This is a genomic window from Streptomyces sp. NBC_01808 (genome assembly GCF_035917395.1).
Lineage (GTDB): Bacteria > Actinomycetota > Actinomycetes > Streptomycetales > Streptomycetaceae > Streptomyces.
Window position 1 is genome coordinate 2,531,808 of sequence record NZ_CP109072.1, and the last position, 17,646, is coordinate 2,549,453.

The 17,646-nt window shown below is 72.4% G+C and carries 14 protein-coding genes and 2 tRNA genes; 4 read left to right on the plus strand and 12 right to left on the minus strand.

Features of this window, described 5'->3' with window-relative positions:
* Positions 1–95: 95 nt before the first annotated feature.
* The gene (locus OG946_RS10730) at positions 96–1,211 is read left to right on the plus strand and encodes a hypothetical protein (protein ID WP_326795905.1); all 1,116 of its coding nucleotides are present in this window, start codon (positions 96–98) and stop codon (positions 1,209–1,211) included.
* A 104-nt stretch (positions 1,212–1,315) separates the two neighbouring features.
* On the opposite strand, the gene clpX is transcribed toward OG946_RS10730, so the two are convergent.
* The 5 genes from clpX to OG946_RS10755 form a co-directional block, all read right to left on the minus strand.
* Complete coding sequence (clpX, locus tag OG946_RS10735; RefSeq protein ID WP_326795906.1) at positions 1,316–2,608, minus strand: ATP-dependent Clp protease ATP-binding subunit ClpX; 1,293 nt, start codon at positions 2,606–2,608, stop codon at positions 1,316–1,318.
* 216 nt (positions 2,609–2,824) lie between these two features.
* Positions 2,825–3,517, minus strand: a complete 693-nt coding sequence (locus OG946_RS10740) for an ATP-dependent Clp protease proteolytic subunit (protein WP_326795907.1) — start codon at positions 3,515–3,517, stop codon at positions 2,825–2,827.
* Positions 3,518–3,597: 80 nt separating this feature from the next.
* Positions 3,598–4,200, minus strand: a complete 603-nt coding sequence (locus tag OG946_RS10745; RefSeq protein ID WP_107086199.1) for an ATP-dependent Clp protease proteolytic subunit — start codon at positions 4,198–4,200, stop codon at positions 3,598–3,600.
* 724 nt (positions 4,201–4,924) lie between these two features.
* Positions 4,925–6,340 (minus strand): trigger factor, encoded by a 1,416-nt coding sequence (tig, locus tag OG946_RS10750; protein WP_326795908.1) that lies wholly within the window; start codon positions 6,338–6,340, stop codon positions 4,925–4,927.
* Positions 6,341–6,525: 185 nt separating this feature from the next.
* Positions 6,526–6,599 (minus strand) — tRNA-Pro (locus tag OG946_RS10755).
* Positions 6,600–6,823: 224 nt separating this feature from the next.
* On the opposite strand from OG946_RS10755, the gene OG946_RS10760 reads away from it, so the two are divergent.
* Positions 6,824–6,894, plus strand: a tRNA-Gly gene (locus tag OG946_RS10760).
* A gap of 108 nt (positions 6,895–7,002) precedes the next feature.
* Here the strand turns inward: OG946_RS10760 and OG946_RS10765 are convergent.
* Complete coding sequence (locus tag OG946_RS10765; protein ID WP_326795909.1) at positions 7,003–7,197, minus strand: hypothetical protein; 195 nt, start codon at positions 7,195–7,197, stop codon at positions 7,003–7,005.
* A gap of 608 nt (positions 7,198–7,805) precedes the next feature.
* Between OG946_RS10765 and OG946_RS10770 the strand changes: the two genes are divergently transcribed.
* Positions 7,806–8,942, plus strand: coding sequence for an acyltransferase family protein (locus tag OG946_RS10770; protein WP_326795910.1), 1,137 nt, complete (start codon positions 7,806–7,808; stop codon positions 8,940–8,942).
* Between the two features lie 117 nt (positions 8,943–9,059).
* On the opposite strand, the gene OG946_RS10775 is transcribed toward OG946_RS10770, so the two are convergent.
* Both OG946_RS10775 and OG946_RS10780 read right to left on the minus strand, forming a co-directional pair.
* Positions 9,060–11,606: an FtsX-like permease family protein gene (locus tag OG946_RS10775; RefSeq protein ID WP_326795911.1), complete on the minus strand. Its 2,547-nt coding sequence runs from the start codon at positions 11,604–11,606 to the stop codon at positions 9,060–9,062.
* Positions 11,603–12,409, minus strand: a complete 807-nt coding sequence (locus tag OG946_RS10780) for an ABC transporter ATP-binding protein (RefSeq protein ID WP_326795912.1) — start codon at positions 12,407–12,409, stop codon at positions 11,603–11,605. The genes OG946_RS10775 and OG946_RS10780 overlap by 4 nt, the downstream gene beginning before the upstream one ends.
* Positions 12,410–12,709: 300 nt before the next feature.
* Between OG946_RS10780 and OG946_RS10785 the strand changes: the two genes are divergently transcribed.
* Positions 12,710–13,903: a cation:proton antiporter gene (locus OG946_RS10785; RefSeq protein ID WP_326795913.1), complete on the plus strand. Its 1,194-nt coding sequence runs from the start codon at positions 12,710–12,712 to the stop codon at positions 13,901–13,903.
* Positions 13,904–13,969: 66 nt separating this feature from the next.
* On the opposite strand, the gene OG946_RS10790 is transcribed toward OG946_RS10785, so the two are convergent.
* The 4 genes from OG946_RS10790 to OG946_RS10805 all read right to left on the minus strand — a co-directional run bounded on the left by OG946_RS10790 (position 13,970) and on the right by OG946_RS10805 (position 17,264).
* Positions 13,970–15,112, minus strand: a complete 1,143-nt coding sequence (locus OG946_RS10790) for a PP2C family protein-serine/threonine phosphatase (protein WP_326795914.1) — start codon at positions 15,110–15,112, stop codon at positions 13,970–13,972.
* Between the two features lie 145 nt (positions 15,113–15,257).
* On the minus strand, positions 15,258–16,067 hold the full coding sequence (locus OG946_RS10795; RefSeq protein ID WP_326795915.1) for an Fpg/Nei family DNA glycosylase: 810 nt from the start codon (positions 16,065–16,067) through the stop codon (positions 15,258–15,260).
* 69 nt (positions 16,068–16,136) lie between these two features.
* Positions 16,137–16,622 carry a ribose-5-phosphate isomerase gene (locus OG946_RS10800; RefSeq protein ID WP_326795916.1) on the minus strand — a complete coding sequence of 162 codons (486 nt, stop codon included), beginning with the start codon at positions 16,620–16,622 and terminating at the stop codon, positions 16,137–16,139.
* A 24-nt stretch (positions 16,623–16,646) separates the two neighbouring features.
* A complete protein-coding gene (locus OG946_RS10805) occupies positions 16,647–17,264 on the minus strand; it encodes a biotin transporter BioY (RefSeq protein WP_326795917.1) in 618 nt (205 codons plus the stop codon).
* Positions 17,265–17,646: the final 382 nt, after the last annotated feature.

The window sequence follows — 17,646 nt, forward strand, 5'->3', positions numbered from 1 at the left end:
GACAACCGCCTCCGCCGATCGGGACCCGAGGCAGCGCAACGCGGCGCGATCCGACAGTATGGGCGGAGCAGCATTAACTCACGGAGGGGACCGTAATGAGTCACAACCAGCCGCCGCCACCCGGACCGTACGGGGGTGGAGGGCAGCAGCCAGGCCCGTACGGGCAGCCCGGTCCCTACGGCCAGCCCCCGCAGCAGCCCGCGCAGTCGCCCTACGCCCAGCCGGCCCAGCCCGGCCAGGGCGGCCAGCCGGGCCAGCCCGGTTACGGCTACCCGCAGCAGGGCGGCGACCAGGGCTACGGGCAGCAGCAGCAACAGCCGGGCGGGTACGGGCAGCCCGGGGATTACGGCCAGCAGCAGCAGTACGGCCAGCAGCAGGCGGGCCCGTACGGTCAGCAGCAGCCCGGATACGGCCAGCCCCCGCCGCCCCCGCCGCCCGGCGGCGGCAAGAACAAGACCCTCTTCGTCGTCGTCGGCGCGGTGGTCGCGGTCGCGCTGATAGCCGTGGCCGCGTTCTTCCTCATCGGCGGCGACGACGATGACGGCAAGAAGGACGAGTCGAAGAACTCGCAGAACGACGGGGACAAGAAGGACGACGGGGGCGACGGCGACAGCGGGGACGACCCGCCCGCCGACGACGGCAAGAAGTACAAGCTGACAACGCCCGCGACGGTCGCCTCCGAGTACCAGAAGGACGACTCCGCCCCCGGCGGCGAGCTCAACTCCAGCGACATCGACCAGTTGGAGACCATCGGCGTCTCCAACCCGAAGGACGTCGGCGCCGGCTACACGGCGGGCACCGAGGCAACGGCCAAGATCCTGCAGTTCCAGGGCGTCTACGGCGACATCTCCAACCCGGACATGGTGCTGGACGCGTTCTTCACCTACATGGCGAAGGAGGCCGCCGCCGACCCGTCCGCGGGCGGGGGCGACACGGCCGAGCTGGTCGGCAGCCCGGAGGAGGTCCAGCCCGACGGGCTGGAGGAGGGCGCTTCGATGAAGTGCCAGTACGTGAAGTTCTCCAGCGACGACTCCGGCGCACCGGTCGACAGCTTCAACTTCCCGACCTGCGCCTGGGCCGACAGCAGCACCATCGGCTACATCGCCATGACCGACCCGACGCTGATCATCACCGGCGGCGAGACGAGCATCGACGAGGCCGCGACCACCACCGCGGAGGTCCGCAACGACGTCCGCGTGCCGCTCGGCTGAGCCGCAGGGCACACGCGAAGGGGCCGCCCGGTGGGCGGCCCCTTTTCGTATCGGGTGCTGCACCCGGCTCGTACGGGACGTACCAGCCGGAGACGGCGTGCGGCTCAGGCGCTCTCCTGGTGGCGCTGCTCCGTCTCGGCGGCGCGGGAGCGGGGCACCAGCGTCGGGTTGACGTTGGAGTGGACCGCCTCCTCCGTGATGACCACGCGGGCGACGTCCTTGCGCGACGGCACCTCGTACATCACGGACTGCAGCACCTCCTCCATGATGGCGCGCAGCCCGCGGGCGCCGGTGCCGCGGAGGATGGCCTGGTCGGCGATGGCCTCCAGCGCCGGACGGTCGAAGTCCAGCTCGACGCCGTCGAGTTCGAAGAGGCGCTGGTACTGCTTGACGAGCGCGTTCCGCGGCTCGACGAGGATCTTCAGCAGGGCGGCCCGGTCCAGGTTGTGCACGCTGGTGATGACCGGCAGCCGCCCGATGAACTCGGGGATCATGCCGTACTTCACCAGGTCCTCGGGCATGACCTCCTGGAACGGGTCCTCGTTCGCCAGCTCGCGCTTGGAGCGGATGGTGGCGCCGAAGCCGATGCCCTTGGCGCCCGCCCGGGACTCGATGAGCTTCTCCAGACCGGCGAAGGCCCCGCCGACGATGAACAGCACGTTCGTCGTGTCGATCTGGATGAACTCCTGGTGCGGGTGCTTCCTGCCGCCCTGCGGCGGCACGGAGGCCGTGGTGCCCTCCAGGATCTTCAGCAGCGCCTGCTGCACGCCTTCGCCGGAGACGTCACGGGTGATCGACGGGTTCTCACTCTTCCGTGCGACCTTGTCGATCTCGTCGATGTAGATGATGCCGGTCTCGGCCTTCTTGACGTCGTAGTCGGCGGCCTGGATCAGCTTCAGCAGGATGTTCTCGACGTCCTCGCCGACATACCCCGCCTCGGTGAGGGCGGTGGCGTCGGCGATGGCGAAGGGGACGTTGAGCATCCGGGCCAGGGTCTGCGCCAGCAGCGTCTTGCCGGAACCGGTGGGGCCGAGCAGCAGGATGTTGGACTTCGACAGCTCGATGCCGTCCTCGCGGTTCTGCGCCGCGGCGCCGTTCTCGCCGGCCTGGACCCGCTTGTAGTGGTTGTAGACCGCTACGGAGAGCGCCTTCTTGGCGGCCTCCTGGCCGACGACGTAGCCCTCCAGGAACTCGTAGATCTCGCGGGGCTTGGGCAGTTCCTCCCAGCGCACCTCGGAGGTCTCCGCCAGCTCCTCTTCGATGATCTCGTTACAGAGGTCGATGCACTCGTCGCAGATGTAGACACCGGGTCCTGCGATGAGCTTCTTGACCTGCTTCTGGCTCTTTCCGCAGAACGAGCATTTGAGCAGATCGCCGCCGTCACCGATGCGTGCCACGAGGTGCTTCCCCTTCGCCTGGGATCCGCTCTTGGGGGGCGGAACCTGGTTGCGTATCGACGGTACCTTGCCCGGAGCCCCGAGCGGTCCCCTTGAGCCCAACTCACTGGTTCGCTTCCCAGGGGACCGCTCCACGGGCGGCCCTGTCCAGAGGACAAGGGCCCGGACGTCAGGTCCGGCGCCGCGGATACGGAGCCGGGAGCCGGCCGCGAGCCGTCAGCCGCCGATGCCGGCGGACAGCTTGCGGGTGGAGACGATCTGGTCGATCAGCCCGTACTCGAGGGACTCCTCGGCGGTGAGGATCTTGTCCCGCTCGATGTCGTCACGGACCTTCTCGATCGGCGTCGTCGAGTGCTTGGCCAGCATCTCCTCGAGCTGGTTACGCATCCGGAAGATCTCCTTCGCGGCGATCTCCAGGTCGGAGACCTGGCCGCGGCCGGTCTCGGTGTACGGCTGGTGGATGAGGATGCGCGCGTTCGGCAGGGCCATGCGCTTGCCCTCCGTACCGGCGGCCAGCAGCACGGCGGCGGCCGAGGCGGCCTGGCCCATGCAGACGGTCTGGATGTCCGGCTTGACGAACTGCATCGTGTCGTAAATGGCGGTGAGCGCCGTGAAGGAGCCGCCGGGGCTGTTGATGTAGACCGAGATGTCCCGGTCGGGGTCCATCGACTCCAGGCACAGGAGCTGGGCCATCACGTCGTTCGCCGAGGCGTCGTCGATCTGCACGCCGAGGAAGATGACGCGCTCCTCGAAGAGCTTCGCGTACGGGTCGTACTCGCGGATGCCCTGCGAGGTGCGCTCGACGAAGCGCGGGATGACGTAGCGTGACTCGGCGCCCAGCGATCGACGGGCGTCGGCGGCCTCGTCGGCCAAGCGGTCGTAGAGACCGCTTCCGGGGAAGTTCTGCATCGTGGTGTTCCGTCCTGGTGGCAGTGCGGCTGTGAAGGGCTGCGCGGGCTGTTGCGGGTCGCTGGCCGGGCGCCGGGACCTCAGGCGCCGGTGCCGCCGCCGCCGGGGATGCCCGAGGCCGACGGCATGACTTCGTCGATCAGGCCGTACTCCTTGGCCTCCTCGGCGGAGAACCAGCGGTCGCGGTCGGAGTCGTGGGTGACCTGCTCGACGGTCTGGCCGGTGTGCAGCGAGGTGAGCTCCGCCATCTTCTTCTTGGTGCGGATGAGCTGCTCGGCGTGGATCTTGATGTCCGTCGCGGAGCCGGCCAGGCCGGCGGACGGCTGGTGGATCAGGATCTCGGCGTTCGGCAGCGCGAAGCGCTTGCCGGGGGTGCCGGCGCTGAGCAGGAACTGGCCCATGGAGGCGGCGAGGCCGAGGGCGATGGTGACGATGTCGTTCTTGATGAACTGCATCGTGTCGTAGATCGCCATGCCTGCGGTCACGGAGCCGCCCGGGCTGTTGATGTAGAGGTTGATGTCCTTGTCCGGGTCGGCGGCGAGGAGGAGGAGCTGCGCCGTGATCTTGTTGGCGATGTCGTCGTCGACCGGCTGGCCGAGGAAGATGATGCGCTCGTTGAGCAGCCGGTTGTAGACCTGGTCGCCAAGGCCGCCGAAGGACGGCTCGCCCGGGCCGGAAAGCATCGGGTTCGTCACGTGTCCACCTGCTCATTCTGCGACGGCCGCCTGAGGCCGTCTGACTGTACGTTCCTGAGTTGCCTGACTTGCTTATGGACCCTAACGCGCAGGTAGGCGGCGGCCATCCCGGTTCCGGAACTGTTCGCTGTGAGCGCAGGCCCGGCGGGGTGCGCGGCGGGGTGGCGGGATGGCCGGCACCGGGGCGGGCCGGATCCGCCCGCCGCCCGGCGACGGTGCCCCGCGGGCGGCGCTGCGGGCGGCGCTGCGGGACAGCGGACCAGACCGGGTGACTCCGCCCGGCGGCCGGATAAGTGAGCGACGGCCCGCTCCACGCGGCGCCGCGCCCGCGTAGCCCACGTGGGTGGACACCCTGCGGGCGTCCGGCGGAGGCAGCGGAGAGCAGGTGCGGCTGCCGGGCAGGGCGGCATTCCCAGTGCCGGACGGCCCTGGCCGCCGGCCGGTCGCGGGCGACCGCGCCGCCCGCCGGAGGCGGTGGGGTGCAGGTGCGGCTCTGGCGGGCGCCCCGAGGCGCAGAGGGTGGGGCGTGATCGCGTCGTCCCCGCCGCGCGCCACCGCCACCACGCGCGGAGCGCGTGGGTGGGCGGTGCGGCCCGGCGGCGGGTCGGAGCGGCCCCGGCCGGCGGGGCGGGTACGGGTCGTACACCGCTGCCCGCGGCATGCCGCGGGCCCCGGCGCTGTGTGCGCGGGGCCCGCGTGGGTGGGGTTCGGGTCAGGCGTCTGCCTTCTCCGGCTTCTGCTCGTCTTCGGTCGCCGCGGCATCCGCGGCGTCCGCGGTCTCCTCCGACGTCGCCTCGACCGTCTCCGCGGTCTCGTCCTCGTCCGAGAGGTCCACCGGCTCGCCGTTCGTGTCCTTGATCGTCGCGGCTTCCACCACGACCGCCAGCGCCTTGCCGCGGGCGACCTCGCCGACCAGGACCGGGACCTGGCCGCCCTCGACGACCGCCTGGGCGAACTGGTCCGGGCTCATGCCCGACGACTGGGCGCGGCGCATCAGGTGCTCGGTCAGCTCTTCCTGGCCGACGTTCACCTGCTCCTTGCCCACCAGCTCGTCGAGGACGAACTGCGTGCGGATGCCGCGCTCCGCCTGCTCCTTGAGCTCGGTCTCGAACTCCTCGGCGGTCTTCTCCTGGAGCTTCAGGTAGCCCTCCAGGTTCATGCCCATCTGCGCCAACTGGTGGTTCTCCAGGTTGTGCCGGCGGGTGGAGATCTCCTCCTCCAGCAGCTTCTCCGGCACCGGGATCTCCACCAGGCCGAGCAGCTCGTCCAGCACCTTCTCCTGGGCCTGCTGCGCCTGGTCGTAGCGCTTCATCTGCTCCAGCCGCTTGCGGCTGTCCGCCCGCATCTCCTCCAGCGTGTCGAACTCGCTGGCCATCTGGGCGAATTCGTCGTCCAGCTCCGGCAGCTCGCGCTCGGCGACCTGCGTGACGTCGACCTTGACCTGGGCCTCCTGGCCGGCCGCGGAGCCGCCCTTCAGCTCGGAGGCGAAGGTCGCGGAGCCGCCGGCCTCCAGGCCCGTGACGGCCTCGTCGATGCCGTCGAGCAGCTCGCCGGAGCCGATGGTGTACGTCACGCCGCTGGCGACGCCGTCGTCCAGCACCTCGCCGTCGACGCTCGCCTCCAGGTCGATGGTGACGACGTCGCCCTCGGCCGCGGCCCGCTCCACCGGCGTGGTGGAGGCGAAGCGCTCGCGGAGCTGCTCGACCGACTTGTCGACGTCCTCGTCGGGCACCTCGATGGCGTCGACCTCGACGCTGATGCCGGAGTAGTCGGGGATCTCGAACTCGGGGCGGATGTCGACCTCGGCGGTGAAGGTCAGCGTCTCGTTGTCCTTCAGCTCGGTGATGTCGACCTCGGGCCGGCCCAGCGGCTTGAGGTCACCCTCGTTGACGGCGTCCTCGTAGAGCTTCGGCAGCGCGTCGTTGACGGCCTCCTCCAGGACGGCGCCGCGACCGAACCGCTGGTCGATGATGCGGGCCGGGATCTTGCCCTTGCGGAAGCCCGGCACCGTGACCTGCTGGTTGATCTTCTTGTACGCCGCGTCGAGGCTGGGCTTGAGCTCCTCGAAGGGCACCTCGACAGTGAGCCGAACCCGGGTCGGGTTCAGGGTCTCCACGGCGCTCTTCACGGTCGGTCTCCTTGGGATGGCGTCTGGGAAGTGCTGTACTTCTTCTGGACTTCTTGTGGCTGCGTCCGGCTTCCGGCAGAAGCGTGGAGCGGCCCGGTCCAGGCACGCAGGAACGCAGCTTGCATAGTACCGGTGCCGGGTCCGCTCCCCATAAAGGGACCTTCGTCACGAAGGTCCCCGCGCGGTCGGGGTGGCCGGATTCGAACCGACGACCTTCCGCTCCCAAAGCGGACGCGCTACCAAGCTGCGCCACACCCCGCATGTGCGAGCAGTAGGGTACATGCCCGCGCAGCCACGGCGGGGCGGATTACGCCCCTGGTGACGCCGTACGCGGCCCGCGCCCGGCCGGGGTCGTGACCCGTACGCGACAGGCGGCGCCGCGCGCGGGTACACGCAGCCGGGCGCCCGAAGGCATAGCGGCGTGCGGGACCGGGGGCGCAGCGGCTACGATGCTGGGCGTGCCACCCGCCGCGGGTGGCGCTTGCGGGTGTAGCTCAATGGTAGAGCTCCAGCCTTCCAAGCTGGCTACGCGGGTTCGATTCCCGTCACCCGCTCCGCGAGACGGCCGGGGCCCTGTCCGCGCCGCGTCCTCCGGGACGTGCGCGGGCCGGGGCCCCGGCCGTTGTCGTGTGCGGGCCGGCCGGGTCGCCCCGGTGGCAGCGTCAGGTGCCGATGTCGCTGATGCTCTGGCTTATTTCGTCGAGGGCGTCCTGAATGTCCGGTGCAGCACTGGTGGAGGCCAGGAAGAAGCCGAAGAGCACCGCAACGATCGCCGGGCCCATCTTGATCGAGCCGCCACGGATCAGCACGACCAGGATGATCCCCATCAGCAGCACCAATGACAGTGAGATAGCCACGCCCTGATCACCCCTAGGTTCTCGTTCACCCACCCAGGGCACCCGCCGCCCGCACACCCCGGTGGATCCATCGTGCCACCAAGAGGTGCACGGGGGTGCGTGGGATGCCCAACTGGCTGATATCTCGCGCCCCTTACACCGATCTGCGCCCACGGCGCACGCGGAGCGCCGCACGACCTCCGCGCCGGTGGCGCGCCCATGCGGTCCATCCCCGGCGGCGGTCCTGCGGAAACCGGAGCGGCGAATCCGAATTCCGGGTTCCAGGCGCACGGATATACGCAATAAGCGGTACGCGGACGGGCGTTCCCACCGCTCGGAATTCCCCATTCGGACCGCCCGCCGGCATCCGGAACCGGCCGAAAACTGATCACCGGACACGCCGAGGCTTCGTACCCCTATGTCCGGTTCATTCAGGACAAAACTGGCATACAGTGATGCTCGCTGACCACGCCGCCTGTCTCCATGTCTATGAAATTCCCGACGCTGACTTCGAATTTACGGGCCCGACACTCGGACGCTAGGGTGCCGACGATGTTCCGATCCCCCCTCGACCCCAACCCGCCGGTGCGGTTCCGGGTTCCGCCGCCGGACTCGTACCTGGAGGCTTCGTGACCCACCTGCCGCAGACCGCGGCTCGTCCGGCCGGCGACTCCGGCAAGCCGAAGACCCGCGACCCTTTCTTCGACAACGCAAAGTACCTGGCCATCGTGCTGGTGGCACTCGGCCACGCGTGGGAGCCACTGCGCGACGACAGCCGCGCCGCCTCCGCGCTCTACATGCTCGTCTACTCGTTCCACATGCCGGCGTTCATCCTCATCTCCGGCTATATGTCACGCTCGTTCGACCTCGGCCGCCCCGGACGCGTACAGCGCCTGGTCACCGGCGTCCTCGTGCCGTACGTGATCTTCGAGACCGCGTACACGTTCTTCAACCGCTGGGCGGGCGACGTCCCCGGCTACCGCATCAGCATCCTCGATCCGTGGTATCTGACGTGGTTCCTCATCGCGCTCTTCGTCTGGCGGATGACGACACCGCTGTGGAAGGCGGTGCGCTGGCCGGTGCCGCTGGCGCTGCTCATCGCGACCGCCGCGTCCATGAGCGACACCGTCGGCAACGACCTCGACCTGCAGCGCGTGCTGCAGTTCATGCCCTTCTTCGTCCTCGGCCTGATGCTCAAGCCCGAGCACTTCGACCTGGTGCGCCGACGCGAGGTGCGGCTGCTGTCCGTGCCCGTGGGCCTGATGGCAGCGGTCGTCGCGTACTGGGCGGTGCCGCGGATGAACGCCGGCTGGTTCTACCACCGCGACTCCGCACAGGAGTTGGGCGCGCCCATCTGGGCAGGTCCGGTGATGACGTTCGCGATGTTCGGCTGTGCGCTGGTGCTCACGGTGTGCTTCCTGGCCTGGGTGCCGCGGCGCACGATGTGGTTCACGGTGCTGGGCGCCGGCACGCTGTACGGCTACCTGCTGCACGGGTTCCTCGCCAAGGGCTCGCGCTTCTGGGACTGGTACGACAACGACTTCGCGCACACGCCGCTGGGCGCCCTCGCGGTGACGGCGATCGCGGCCGTGATCGTCACAGTGCTGTGCACCCCGCCGGTGCGGCGGATGTTCCGGTGGGCCATGGAGCCGAAGATGAACTGGCTGTTCAGGTCCGACGACGACGGCGGCCGCGGCGGTTCGCCGGGCGCGAAGCCGGCGGCGGAGCACGCCCCCGAGCGGGAGCGGGCGGCCGCCACCCGCTGAGTCCCGTACGGCACGCGGCCCGGGCCGTCCCTCCTCGCGGAAGGGCGCCCCGGGCCGCTCGCGTTCCCGGGCCCCTGCCCGTACGGGCCGCGCCCCCGCCCGTACGGCAGCGGCCCGTCAGCCCGCCGGCTCCGCCCGCCGCAGCGCCGCGCGGGCCGGCAGCACGGTGCCCAGCAGCCCCAGCCCCACGGCACCCGCCGTGAACGCGGCGACCGTCAGCGGCGGCAGGTACGGATCCCCGCCGGTGATCCCGCGGACCATCGGCACCAGCGTCGCCGCCGCGATCGCCCCGCCCAGCACCAGGCCCGCTACCCCGACGAGCAGCCCCTCCCAGCGGATCATGCCCAGCACCTGGCGCCGGGTGGAGCCGATCAGCCGCAGCATGCCCAGCTCGCGGCGGCGGTCCAGCACCGTCATGACGAGGGTGTTGAGCGCGGCGACGGCGGCGAAGCCGCCGAGGACGCCGGCCATGGTGAAGTTCGCCCAGCGGTTGAGGCTGCGGTCGACGTCCTGCTGCTGCGCGTAGCCGGCCGCGTCGGTCACCGCGGTGCCGGCGCCGCCCAGGGCGCCGAGATCGGCGGCGCGACCGCCGCTGACCAGCAGGTCCGTGTCGTACCCGGCGGTGACGTGCCCGGTCAGCGCCGCGCGGTCGAGCGTCACCTGGGCGAGCCCGAGGCCGCGCCCGTACGTGGCCACCACCTCGGCCTTCTCCGACGTGCCGTCCGGCAGCCGCAGCTCGACGCGCTCGCCGACGCCGGCGCCCGCGGAGCGGGCCAGGTTCTCGTCGAGCGCCACCGTGCCGGGCTCCGGCAACCGGTCCAGGGCGCCGTCGCGGACGTCGAGGTCCTGGACGCGGGTGAGCCCGTCGCAATAGACGCCCTGCGCCGTCGCGCCCTGGAGCCAGCGGTCGCCCCCGCCGCCGACCGGCACCAGCACCTCCGAGCGCAGCACGCCCACCGCCGCGTCCACCCCGGGCTGCCGCGCCGCGCGCTCGGCGGCGTCGGCGGGCAGCCCGTCGGGGTGGGTGACGACGTGGTCGGCGGTGACGCCGGCGCGCTGCTGGGCCGCGGTGGCGTGGTCCTCGCTGGTGTGCATGAAGACCAGCACCGAGGCGAACGCCGTCGCCAGCACGATCGGCGTGATCGCGGAGGCCAGCCTGCGGGCGTTCGTACGGGAGTTGGCGGCGGCCAGCTCCGCGCTGGCGTCGCCGGCGCGCAGCGGCAGGCCGAACAGCCCGGCGGCCAGCCGCGCGATCAGCGGCCCCAGGAGGGCGACGGCGAGCATGAAGAGCATCACGACGCCGAGCGCCGCCTCGGCCGCGTCGTCCCCGGCGGAGCGGGCGGCGACACCGCTGAGCAGGATGCCGCCCGTGACGGCGCCGAGCCCGAGGACCGTGCGGACGATCCCGGGGCGCAGCCGCTCCACGGACGCCTCGGTGAGCGCCTGGCCGGGCTTGGTCCTCGCGGGCCTGCGGGCGGCCGCCCAGCCGGCGACCAGCGCGCTGAGCAGCGCCGTGCCGACGGCGACGGCGAGCGGGATCGGGGAGACATGCAGGTCGACGGCGGCCGGCACGGCGCCGCGGTCCTTGAGCTGGCCGAACCACCAGGAGGCGAGCCCGATGCCGGGCAGCAGCCCGGCGAGCCCGGCGACGGGTGCGACGAGCAGCGCCTCGGCGGCCACGGAGCGGCGGATCTGCCGCGGGGTGGCGCCGATGGCCCGGAGCAGGGCGAACTCGCGCTTGCGCTGCGCCACGGAGAGGGCGACGGTGCCCGCGGCGGTGAAGACGGCGACGGTGGCGGCGATGCCGCCGAACGAGCCGCCGAGCCCGGTCAGCAGCTCCTCGGCCGCCGCGACCCCGGTGTCCTCGACGCCCCCGCGCCCGTCCCCGGTGTGCACCTCGGCCCGGTCCCCCACGGCGCCGCGCACGGCGTCGGCGAGCTGCCCTGCACCGGCCCCCTCGGCGGCCAGCACGGCGACGGCGTCGAACCGCCCCGGATGCCCGGCGGCCCGGGCGGCGGCATCGTCGGCGAGGTACGCGGCACCGGAGGTCTGCGCCGACGCGGCCGCCGCGATGCCGGAGACGCGGAACTCCTGCTGTCCCGACGGGAGTACGAGCGCGACCGTGTCCCCCACGTCCGCGCCCGCCGCGCGGGCCGTCGCCCGGTCCAGGACCACCTCGTCCGCCCCCGGTGCCGAGCCCGCCGTGAGCGCGGTGCCGGTGAAGGCGTGGGAGCCCCAGCCCTGCGCGGTGAGCGCGGGGCCGTCCGGCGCGCCCTCCCCGGCCGCCAGGCGGGCCGGGAAGGTGACGTCGGGGACCGCCGCCGCGACGCCCGGCGCGGACGCGACGCGCTCCGCCAGCTCCGCCCGCACCCGGGCCCGGTCCGGCACCTGCTCCGAGGCGTCGTACGCGTCGTCGCCGCTGCCCACCGTCATGTGCGCCCGCTGGTCCGCGGCGACCACCACGGGCGCCTGCGCGTACCGCTCCGGCGGCACCGAGGCCCGTACGCCCGTCTCCAGCAGGATCCCGCACGCCGACACGATCAGCGCCGCCATCATCAGCGCGACGAACGTCCCGGCGAAGCCCGCGGGCCGGAACCGGAGCGCGGCCCGCGCAAGACCGTTCGTACGCGCCCGCACCCCCGCCCCGGGCAGTCCGCCGCTCACGCCGCCGGCTCCGCCGCGCGAGACGCACCCCGCGGGTCCAGCGTCGTCATCCGGGCCGCGACCTGCTCCGCCGTCGGCCGCTGGAGGCTGCCGGCCAACTCGCCGTCGGCGAGGAACAGCGCCACGTCCGCGTACGACGCGGCCACCGGGTCGTGCGTGACCATGACCACGGTCGCCCCCAGGGAGTCCACCGCGTGCCGCAGCAGCGACAGGATCTCCGCCGCCGTGCGGGTGTCCAGCGCCCCCGTCGGCTCGTCCGCGAAGATCACGTCCGGCCTGGTGACCAGCGCGCGGGCGATCGCCACCCGCTGCTGCTGGCCGCCGGACAGCTCCGCGGGGCGCCGCCTGCCGTGCGCCGCGAGGCCGACCTGCGCCAGCACCTCCGCCGCCCGCGCGTGGTCGGCGCGCAGCCCGGCGAGCCGCATGGGCAGCAGGACGTTCTGCGAGACGGTCAGCGACGGCAGCAGGTTGAACGCCTGGAAGACGAACCCCAGGCGGCTGCGGCGCAGTTCGGTGAGCTTGTTCTCGCCGAGCCGCGTCAGCTCCGTACCGCCGAGGAGCACCGAGCCCGCGGTCGGCCGGTCGAGGCCCGCGGCGCACTGCAGGAGCGTGGACTTGCCGGACCCCGAGGGGCCCATGACGGCGGTGTACGTGCCCCGGGGGAGGGCGAGGTCGATGCCGCGCAGCGCGTGGACCGCGCCGGCGCCGCGACCGTAGCGCCGCTGTACGCCGCGCAGTTCGACGGCGTGGCCCGGGGCGGGTGCCTCGTGGTCCTGCCGCTCTCCCCTGGTCCGCAGCCGCATGTCGTCCGCCCTTCTTCCGTGCCGTTCGCCGTGGTGTCGCCGGGGCTGCCGCCCTGGTCATCGTGGTGTCGACGCTAGGGAGCGGGGGTACGCGGGGCCATGGCGGCTGCTGGCGGACCCGAGGTGGGGTTAACCCGAGGTGGCGGCGGTGGCCGGGGGCGGAAGAGCGGGGGAAGTGGGCTCGGTGGATTAATTGCCAGGGCAACAATGAGGTAAAGTAAGTAAAGGGCTCAGGTCCCGGAACGGCCGTCCCCACGACCCCGGGAGGAACCCATCGGACACGCAGACACCTTGATTGCCATGGGCGGCGCCTTCATGGCGGCCGCCATCCTCGCCCGTATCGGCAGCCGCATCGGGCTGCCCACCATCCCGCTCTTCATCCTCGCCGGCATCCTGCTCGGCCCGAACACCCCCGGCATCGTGCTGGTCAAGGACCCGCACGACTTGGAGATGCTCACCGCTCTGGGCCTCGTCCTGCTGCTGTTCTACCTCGGTCTCGAATTCCACATGGACGACCTCAAGTCGGGCGGTCGTCGCATGGCCGTGGCGGGCGGCATCTATCTGCTGCTCAACGTGGGCGCGGGAGTCGGCTTCGGCTTCGCGCTCGGCTGGGGCACGTCCGAGGCGCTGGTGCTCGCCGGTGTGCTCGGCATCTCCTCGTCCGCCATCGTCACGAAGATCCTCGTCGACCTCGGCCGGATCGGGAACGGCGAGACCAAACCGATCCTCGGCATCATCGTGATCGAGGACATCTTCCTCGCCCTCTACCTGGCCGTGCTGCAGCCCGTCCTGTCCGGTGCCGAAGGCCCCGGCGAGGCCGCCCTGCAGGCCGGCAAGGCGATGGCCTTCCTGCTCGTCCTGGCCACGATCGCGCGCTTCGGCACGAAGGTCATCGGCCGGCTCTTCGACACCCGCGACAACGAGCTGCTCGTCATCTCCTTCCTCGGCGCCGCGGTGCTCGTCGCCGGGATCTCGGAGTGGTTCGGGGTGGCGGACGCCATCGGCGCGTTCATGGTCGGCCTGATGCTCGGCAGTACGACGTCCGCGGAGCGGATCCGCACGCTCGTGCACCCGCTGCGGGACGCCTTCGGCGCCATCTTCTTCTTCGGCTTCGGGCTCTCGATCGACCCGGGCGACCTGCCCTCGGTCGCGGCCCCCGTGGCCCTCGCGGTGCTGCTGACGATCGTGATGAACGTCAGCGCGGGCCTCGCCGCGGCGAAGCTGTACGGGTTCGGGGCGGTGCCCGCCTCGAACATCGCGCTGACGCTGCTGGCCCGGGGCGAGTTCGCGCTCATCCTGGCCACGATGGCGGCCACGGCCGGGCTCGACCGGCGGCTGTCGCCGTTCATCGCCGGGTACGTGCTGGTGCTCGCCGTGCTCGCGCCGCTGGCGGCGGGGCGGTCGCACTGGCTGGCCCGCTTCCTGCCCGGGGGCAAACCGCCCGCGGGCGGGACGGCACTGGAACCCGCGCCGGAGACGGCCGGGGCCACGTGACCGCGGGGACCGGGGCGTACGCGCGCGACGGCGACGCGCGAGCGCCCCGGTCCCGGCACGTCCGCCTCACTCGCGGCAGATCAGCAGCAGCGCCCGGTCGTCCTTGACGTCCTTGGCCACCTTCTCGATCAGATGCCAGGCCGCGCCCCGGAACGTGCTCGACGCGTAGTGGTCCGCCTCGCCTATCAACCGGTCCATGCCCTCGGTCAGATCCCGGTCCGGCGCCTCGACCAGCCCGTCCGAGAAGAGCATCAGCACGTCCCCGCGGCGCAGCGTGCCCTTCAGCGGGTCGAACTGCGCCTCCTCCACCACGCCGAGCAGCGGCCCCTCCGCGCCCTTCTCCTCCCAGCGGCCCGTTCCGGCGCTGAGCTGCACGCCGGGCACGTGCCCCGCGGAGAACAGCTCGTAGTCCCCCGACTCCAGGTCCAGCACCAGGTGCACGGAGGTGGCGAAGCCCTCCTGCCACTCCTGGCGCAGCAGATAGCCGTTGGCGGCGGGCAGGAAGTCGTGCGGGGGCAGCGATCCGAGCAGCCCGCCGAAGGCGCCGGAGAGCAGCAGCGCCCGCGAGCCGGCGGCCATGCCCTTGCCGGAGACGTCGGTGAGCACGGCCTCCAGGATCTGGCCGCCGTGGGTGCGGGAGGCGACGACGAAGTCGCCGGAGAAGGACTGGCCGCCGGCCGGGCGCAGCGACATCTCCGCGTGCCAGCCGCGCGGCAGCCGGGGCAGCTTGCTCTGCACCCGGATCCGCTCGCGCAGGTCGAAGAGCATCGTGCCGCCGCGCCGCCACGGCACGCCGACGCGGCTGCGGAACTGCGCGACGGTCAGACCCGTCAGCCCCACCGAGGCGATCACGAGCACGGTGCCGGGAGTGACCCGGGCCGGGCCTTCCGCGTACGGGCCGAGAAGCATCGCCTCGACGATGAGCGCGGTGGCGGAGGCGGCGTACAGCGCGAGGAGGCTGGCGGGCCGCAGCACCAGGCCGCCGATGAAGATCGGCAGCACCAGCGCGGCCGGCGAGATCCAGGCCGCCGAGAGGATCGTGCCGGCGGCGAGCGCCGGGATGGTCAGCAGGAGGAAGACGAGGGCCATCCAGTCGGAGCCCTCACCGCGGAAGTAGTCGACACCGGCCCTGCGCACGCCTACGCGGGCCCGGTGCAGCGCCTTGTGCCACCGGGCCGCTTGCGAGGTGGAACCCACACCTCCGGCCATGCCCCGGGACCCTATCCACCCGCCGCGCCGGGCGTCGATTCACGGCGTGCCGACCGCACTCTTCGGGCGGCACTGCCGGAATCGTATGCGAATTCACGGAGTTTTGAACGAAGGAGGGCCTGCGCGAACGCAGTTGGGACGAGGGTCACGTGGGCTGGCATGCGGGGCACCAGAAAAGGTTGCGCGCGGCGAGCGTGGCGGTGCGTACGTCGGTGCCGCAGAGGTGGCAGGGGCGGCCCGCGCGGCGGTAGACGTAGACCTCGCCGCCGTGCTCGTCGACGCGCGGCGGGCGGCCCATCGCCTCGGGCAGATGCTCCGGCCGTACGGTGTCGATGCGCCCGGTGCGCACGCCCTCGCGCATCAGCACCGCGAGGTCCGCCCAGACCGCCTCCCAGGCGGCGCGGCCGAGGTCGCGCCCCGCGCGGTACGGGTCGATGCCGTGCCGGAAGAGGACCTCGGTGCGGTAGATGTTGCCGACGCCGGAGATCACCCGCTGGTCCATGAGGAGCGTGGCGACCGGCGCGCGGCTGTGCGAGATCCGCGCCCACGCCGCCTCGCCGTCGTCGCCTGCGCGCAGCGGGTCGTCGCCGAGCCGGGCGTGCACGGCGTCCTTCTCCTCCTCGGTGACCAGCTCGCACGCCGAGGGGCCGCGCAGGTCCGCGTAGCCGGCGCCGGTGGCCAGCCGCAGCCGGACCGCGCCGACGGGCGGCGGCGCGGGGCCGTCGCCGAAGCCGACCTTGCCGTAGATCCCGAGGTGGACGTGGAGATGGCCGACGGGTCCGAAGCCGAGGAAGAGGTGCTTGCCGTGGGCGTCGGTGCCGGTGAGCCGGCAGCCGTCGATGAGCGCGGCGCCGTCGGCGAACTTGCCCTGCGGGCTGGCCGCGCGGACCGCCCGGCCGCCGAAGCGCACGCCGTACTCGACGGACAGCCGGTGGATGGTGTGGCCCTCGGGCATACGCCCCCTCTCGGTCCTGTCCTGTCCCGCCCGTCCCGCCCGTCCCGCTCGTGGTGGCCGTGGTGGCCGCTACGGCTGCGGGTGGTGCGCCGGCACGTCGGGGAGCTTGCCGCTCTGCTCGTACGCGCTGAGCATGTCGATGCGCCGCTGGTGGCGCTCCTCGCCGGTGTACGGGGTGGCGAGGAACACCTCGACGAAGCTCGTGGCCTCGTCGCGGGTGTGCATCCGGGCGCCGACGCTGACGACGTTGGCGTCGTTGTGCTCGCGCGCCAGCCGCGCCGTCTCCTCGCTCCACGCCAGCGCCGAGCGCACCCCCGCGACCTTGTTGGCGGCGATCTGCTCGCCGTTGCCCGAGCCGCCGATGACGACCCCGAGGCTGCCGGGGTCGGCGGCGGTGCGCTCGGCGGCGCGGAGGCAGAACGGCGGGTAGTCGTCGTCGGCGTCGTAGATCAGCGGGCCGCAGTCGACGGGCTCGTGCCCGCGCTCCCGGAGCCAGGCGAGGAGGTGTTCCTTGAGTTCGTAGCCGGCATGGTCGCTGCCGAGGTACACGCGCATGGCCCGGAGTCTACGGGCCCCGGGTCAGCCCCGGTGCGCACGCCCGGCGATGTGCCAGGCGGCGGGCAGCGCGCCCATCGCGAGGGCGGCCTTCAGGGCGTCGCCGAGGAGGTACGGGGTGAGGCCGAGGGAGACCGCCTCGCCCAGGGGGACGTTCAGCGAGAGCGCCAGATACGGCACGCCCACGGCGTAGATGACGACGCTGCCGAGGACCATCGTGCCGGCCGTGCGCCACACGTCGCGGTCGCCGCCGCGGCGGGCCAGCGCGCCGACGGCGGCGGCGGCGAGGAGCATCCCGAGGACGTACCCGAACGAGGGCATGCCCCACCCCGAGGAGCCCTCCGCGAACCACGGCATCCCCGCCACGCCCGCGACCGCGTAGAGCATGAGCGAGAGGAACGCCCGCCCGGTGCCCAGCGAGGCGCCGACGAGCAGCGCGGCGAAGGTCTGCCCGGTGACCGGCACCGGCGAGCCGGGCACGGGCACCGACAACTGGGCGGCGGCGCCGGTGAGCGCCGCGCCGCCGGCCACGAGCGCGATGTCGCGCAGCCGGGCGCGGGCCGCGGTCGAGGCGGGCAGCACGTCGGCGAGTACGGCGCCGGGGCGCGCGTGGTGCGGGGAGGAGACGGCGGCAGTGCTCATCGGGTTCTCCGGTCTCGGTTCGCGGGTCCGTCACGGGGTACGGGGACGCTGCGTACGCTAGCCGACGGCCTCGGGCCGATCACCGTGGAAAGGTGCCAATTCCCCGCCGCACATACCTGTCACTCCCCCGCACCCCCGCGGCTACCGGCCCGGGGACCGCGATTCCAGCATCCGAGCAGGTCACGTGAGATACGCCACACAGTGATCGGGTTTCGCGCCGGGCCAACTGCCCGGCCGTACGCCCGACTCCCGCTGTGGAACCCCTCCAACGCCGGCTCCCCGGCCGCGGCGCGCGCCCGGCGCGATGCCGCAGACTGAATCGTCCCCACGCACCACCCCCCAGGACACCAGCATGAGCACATCCCCCCACACCGACGGCACC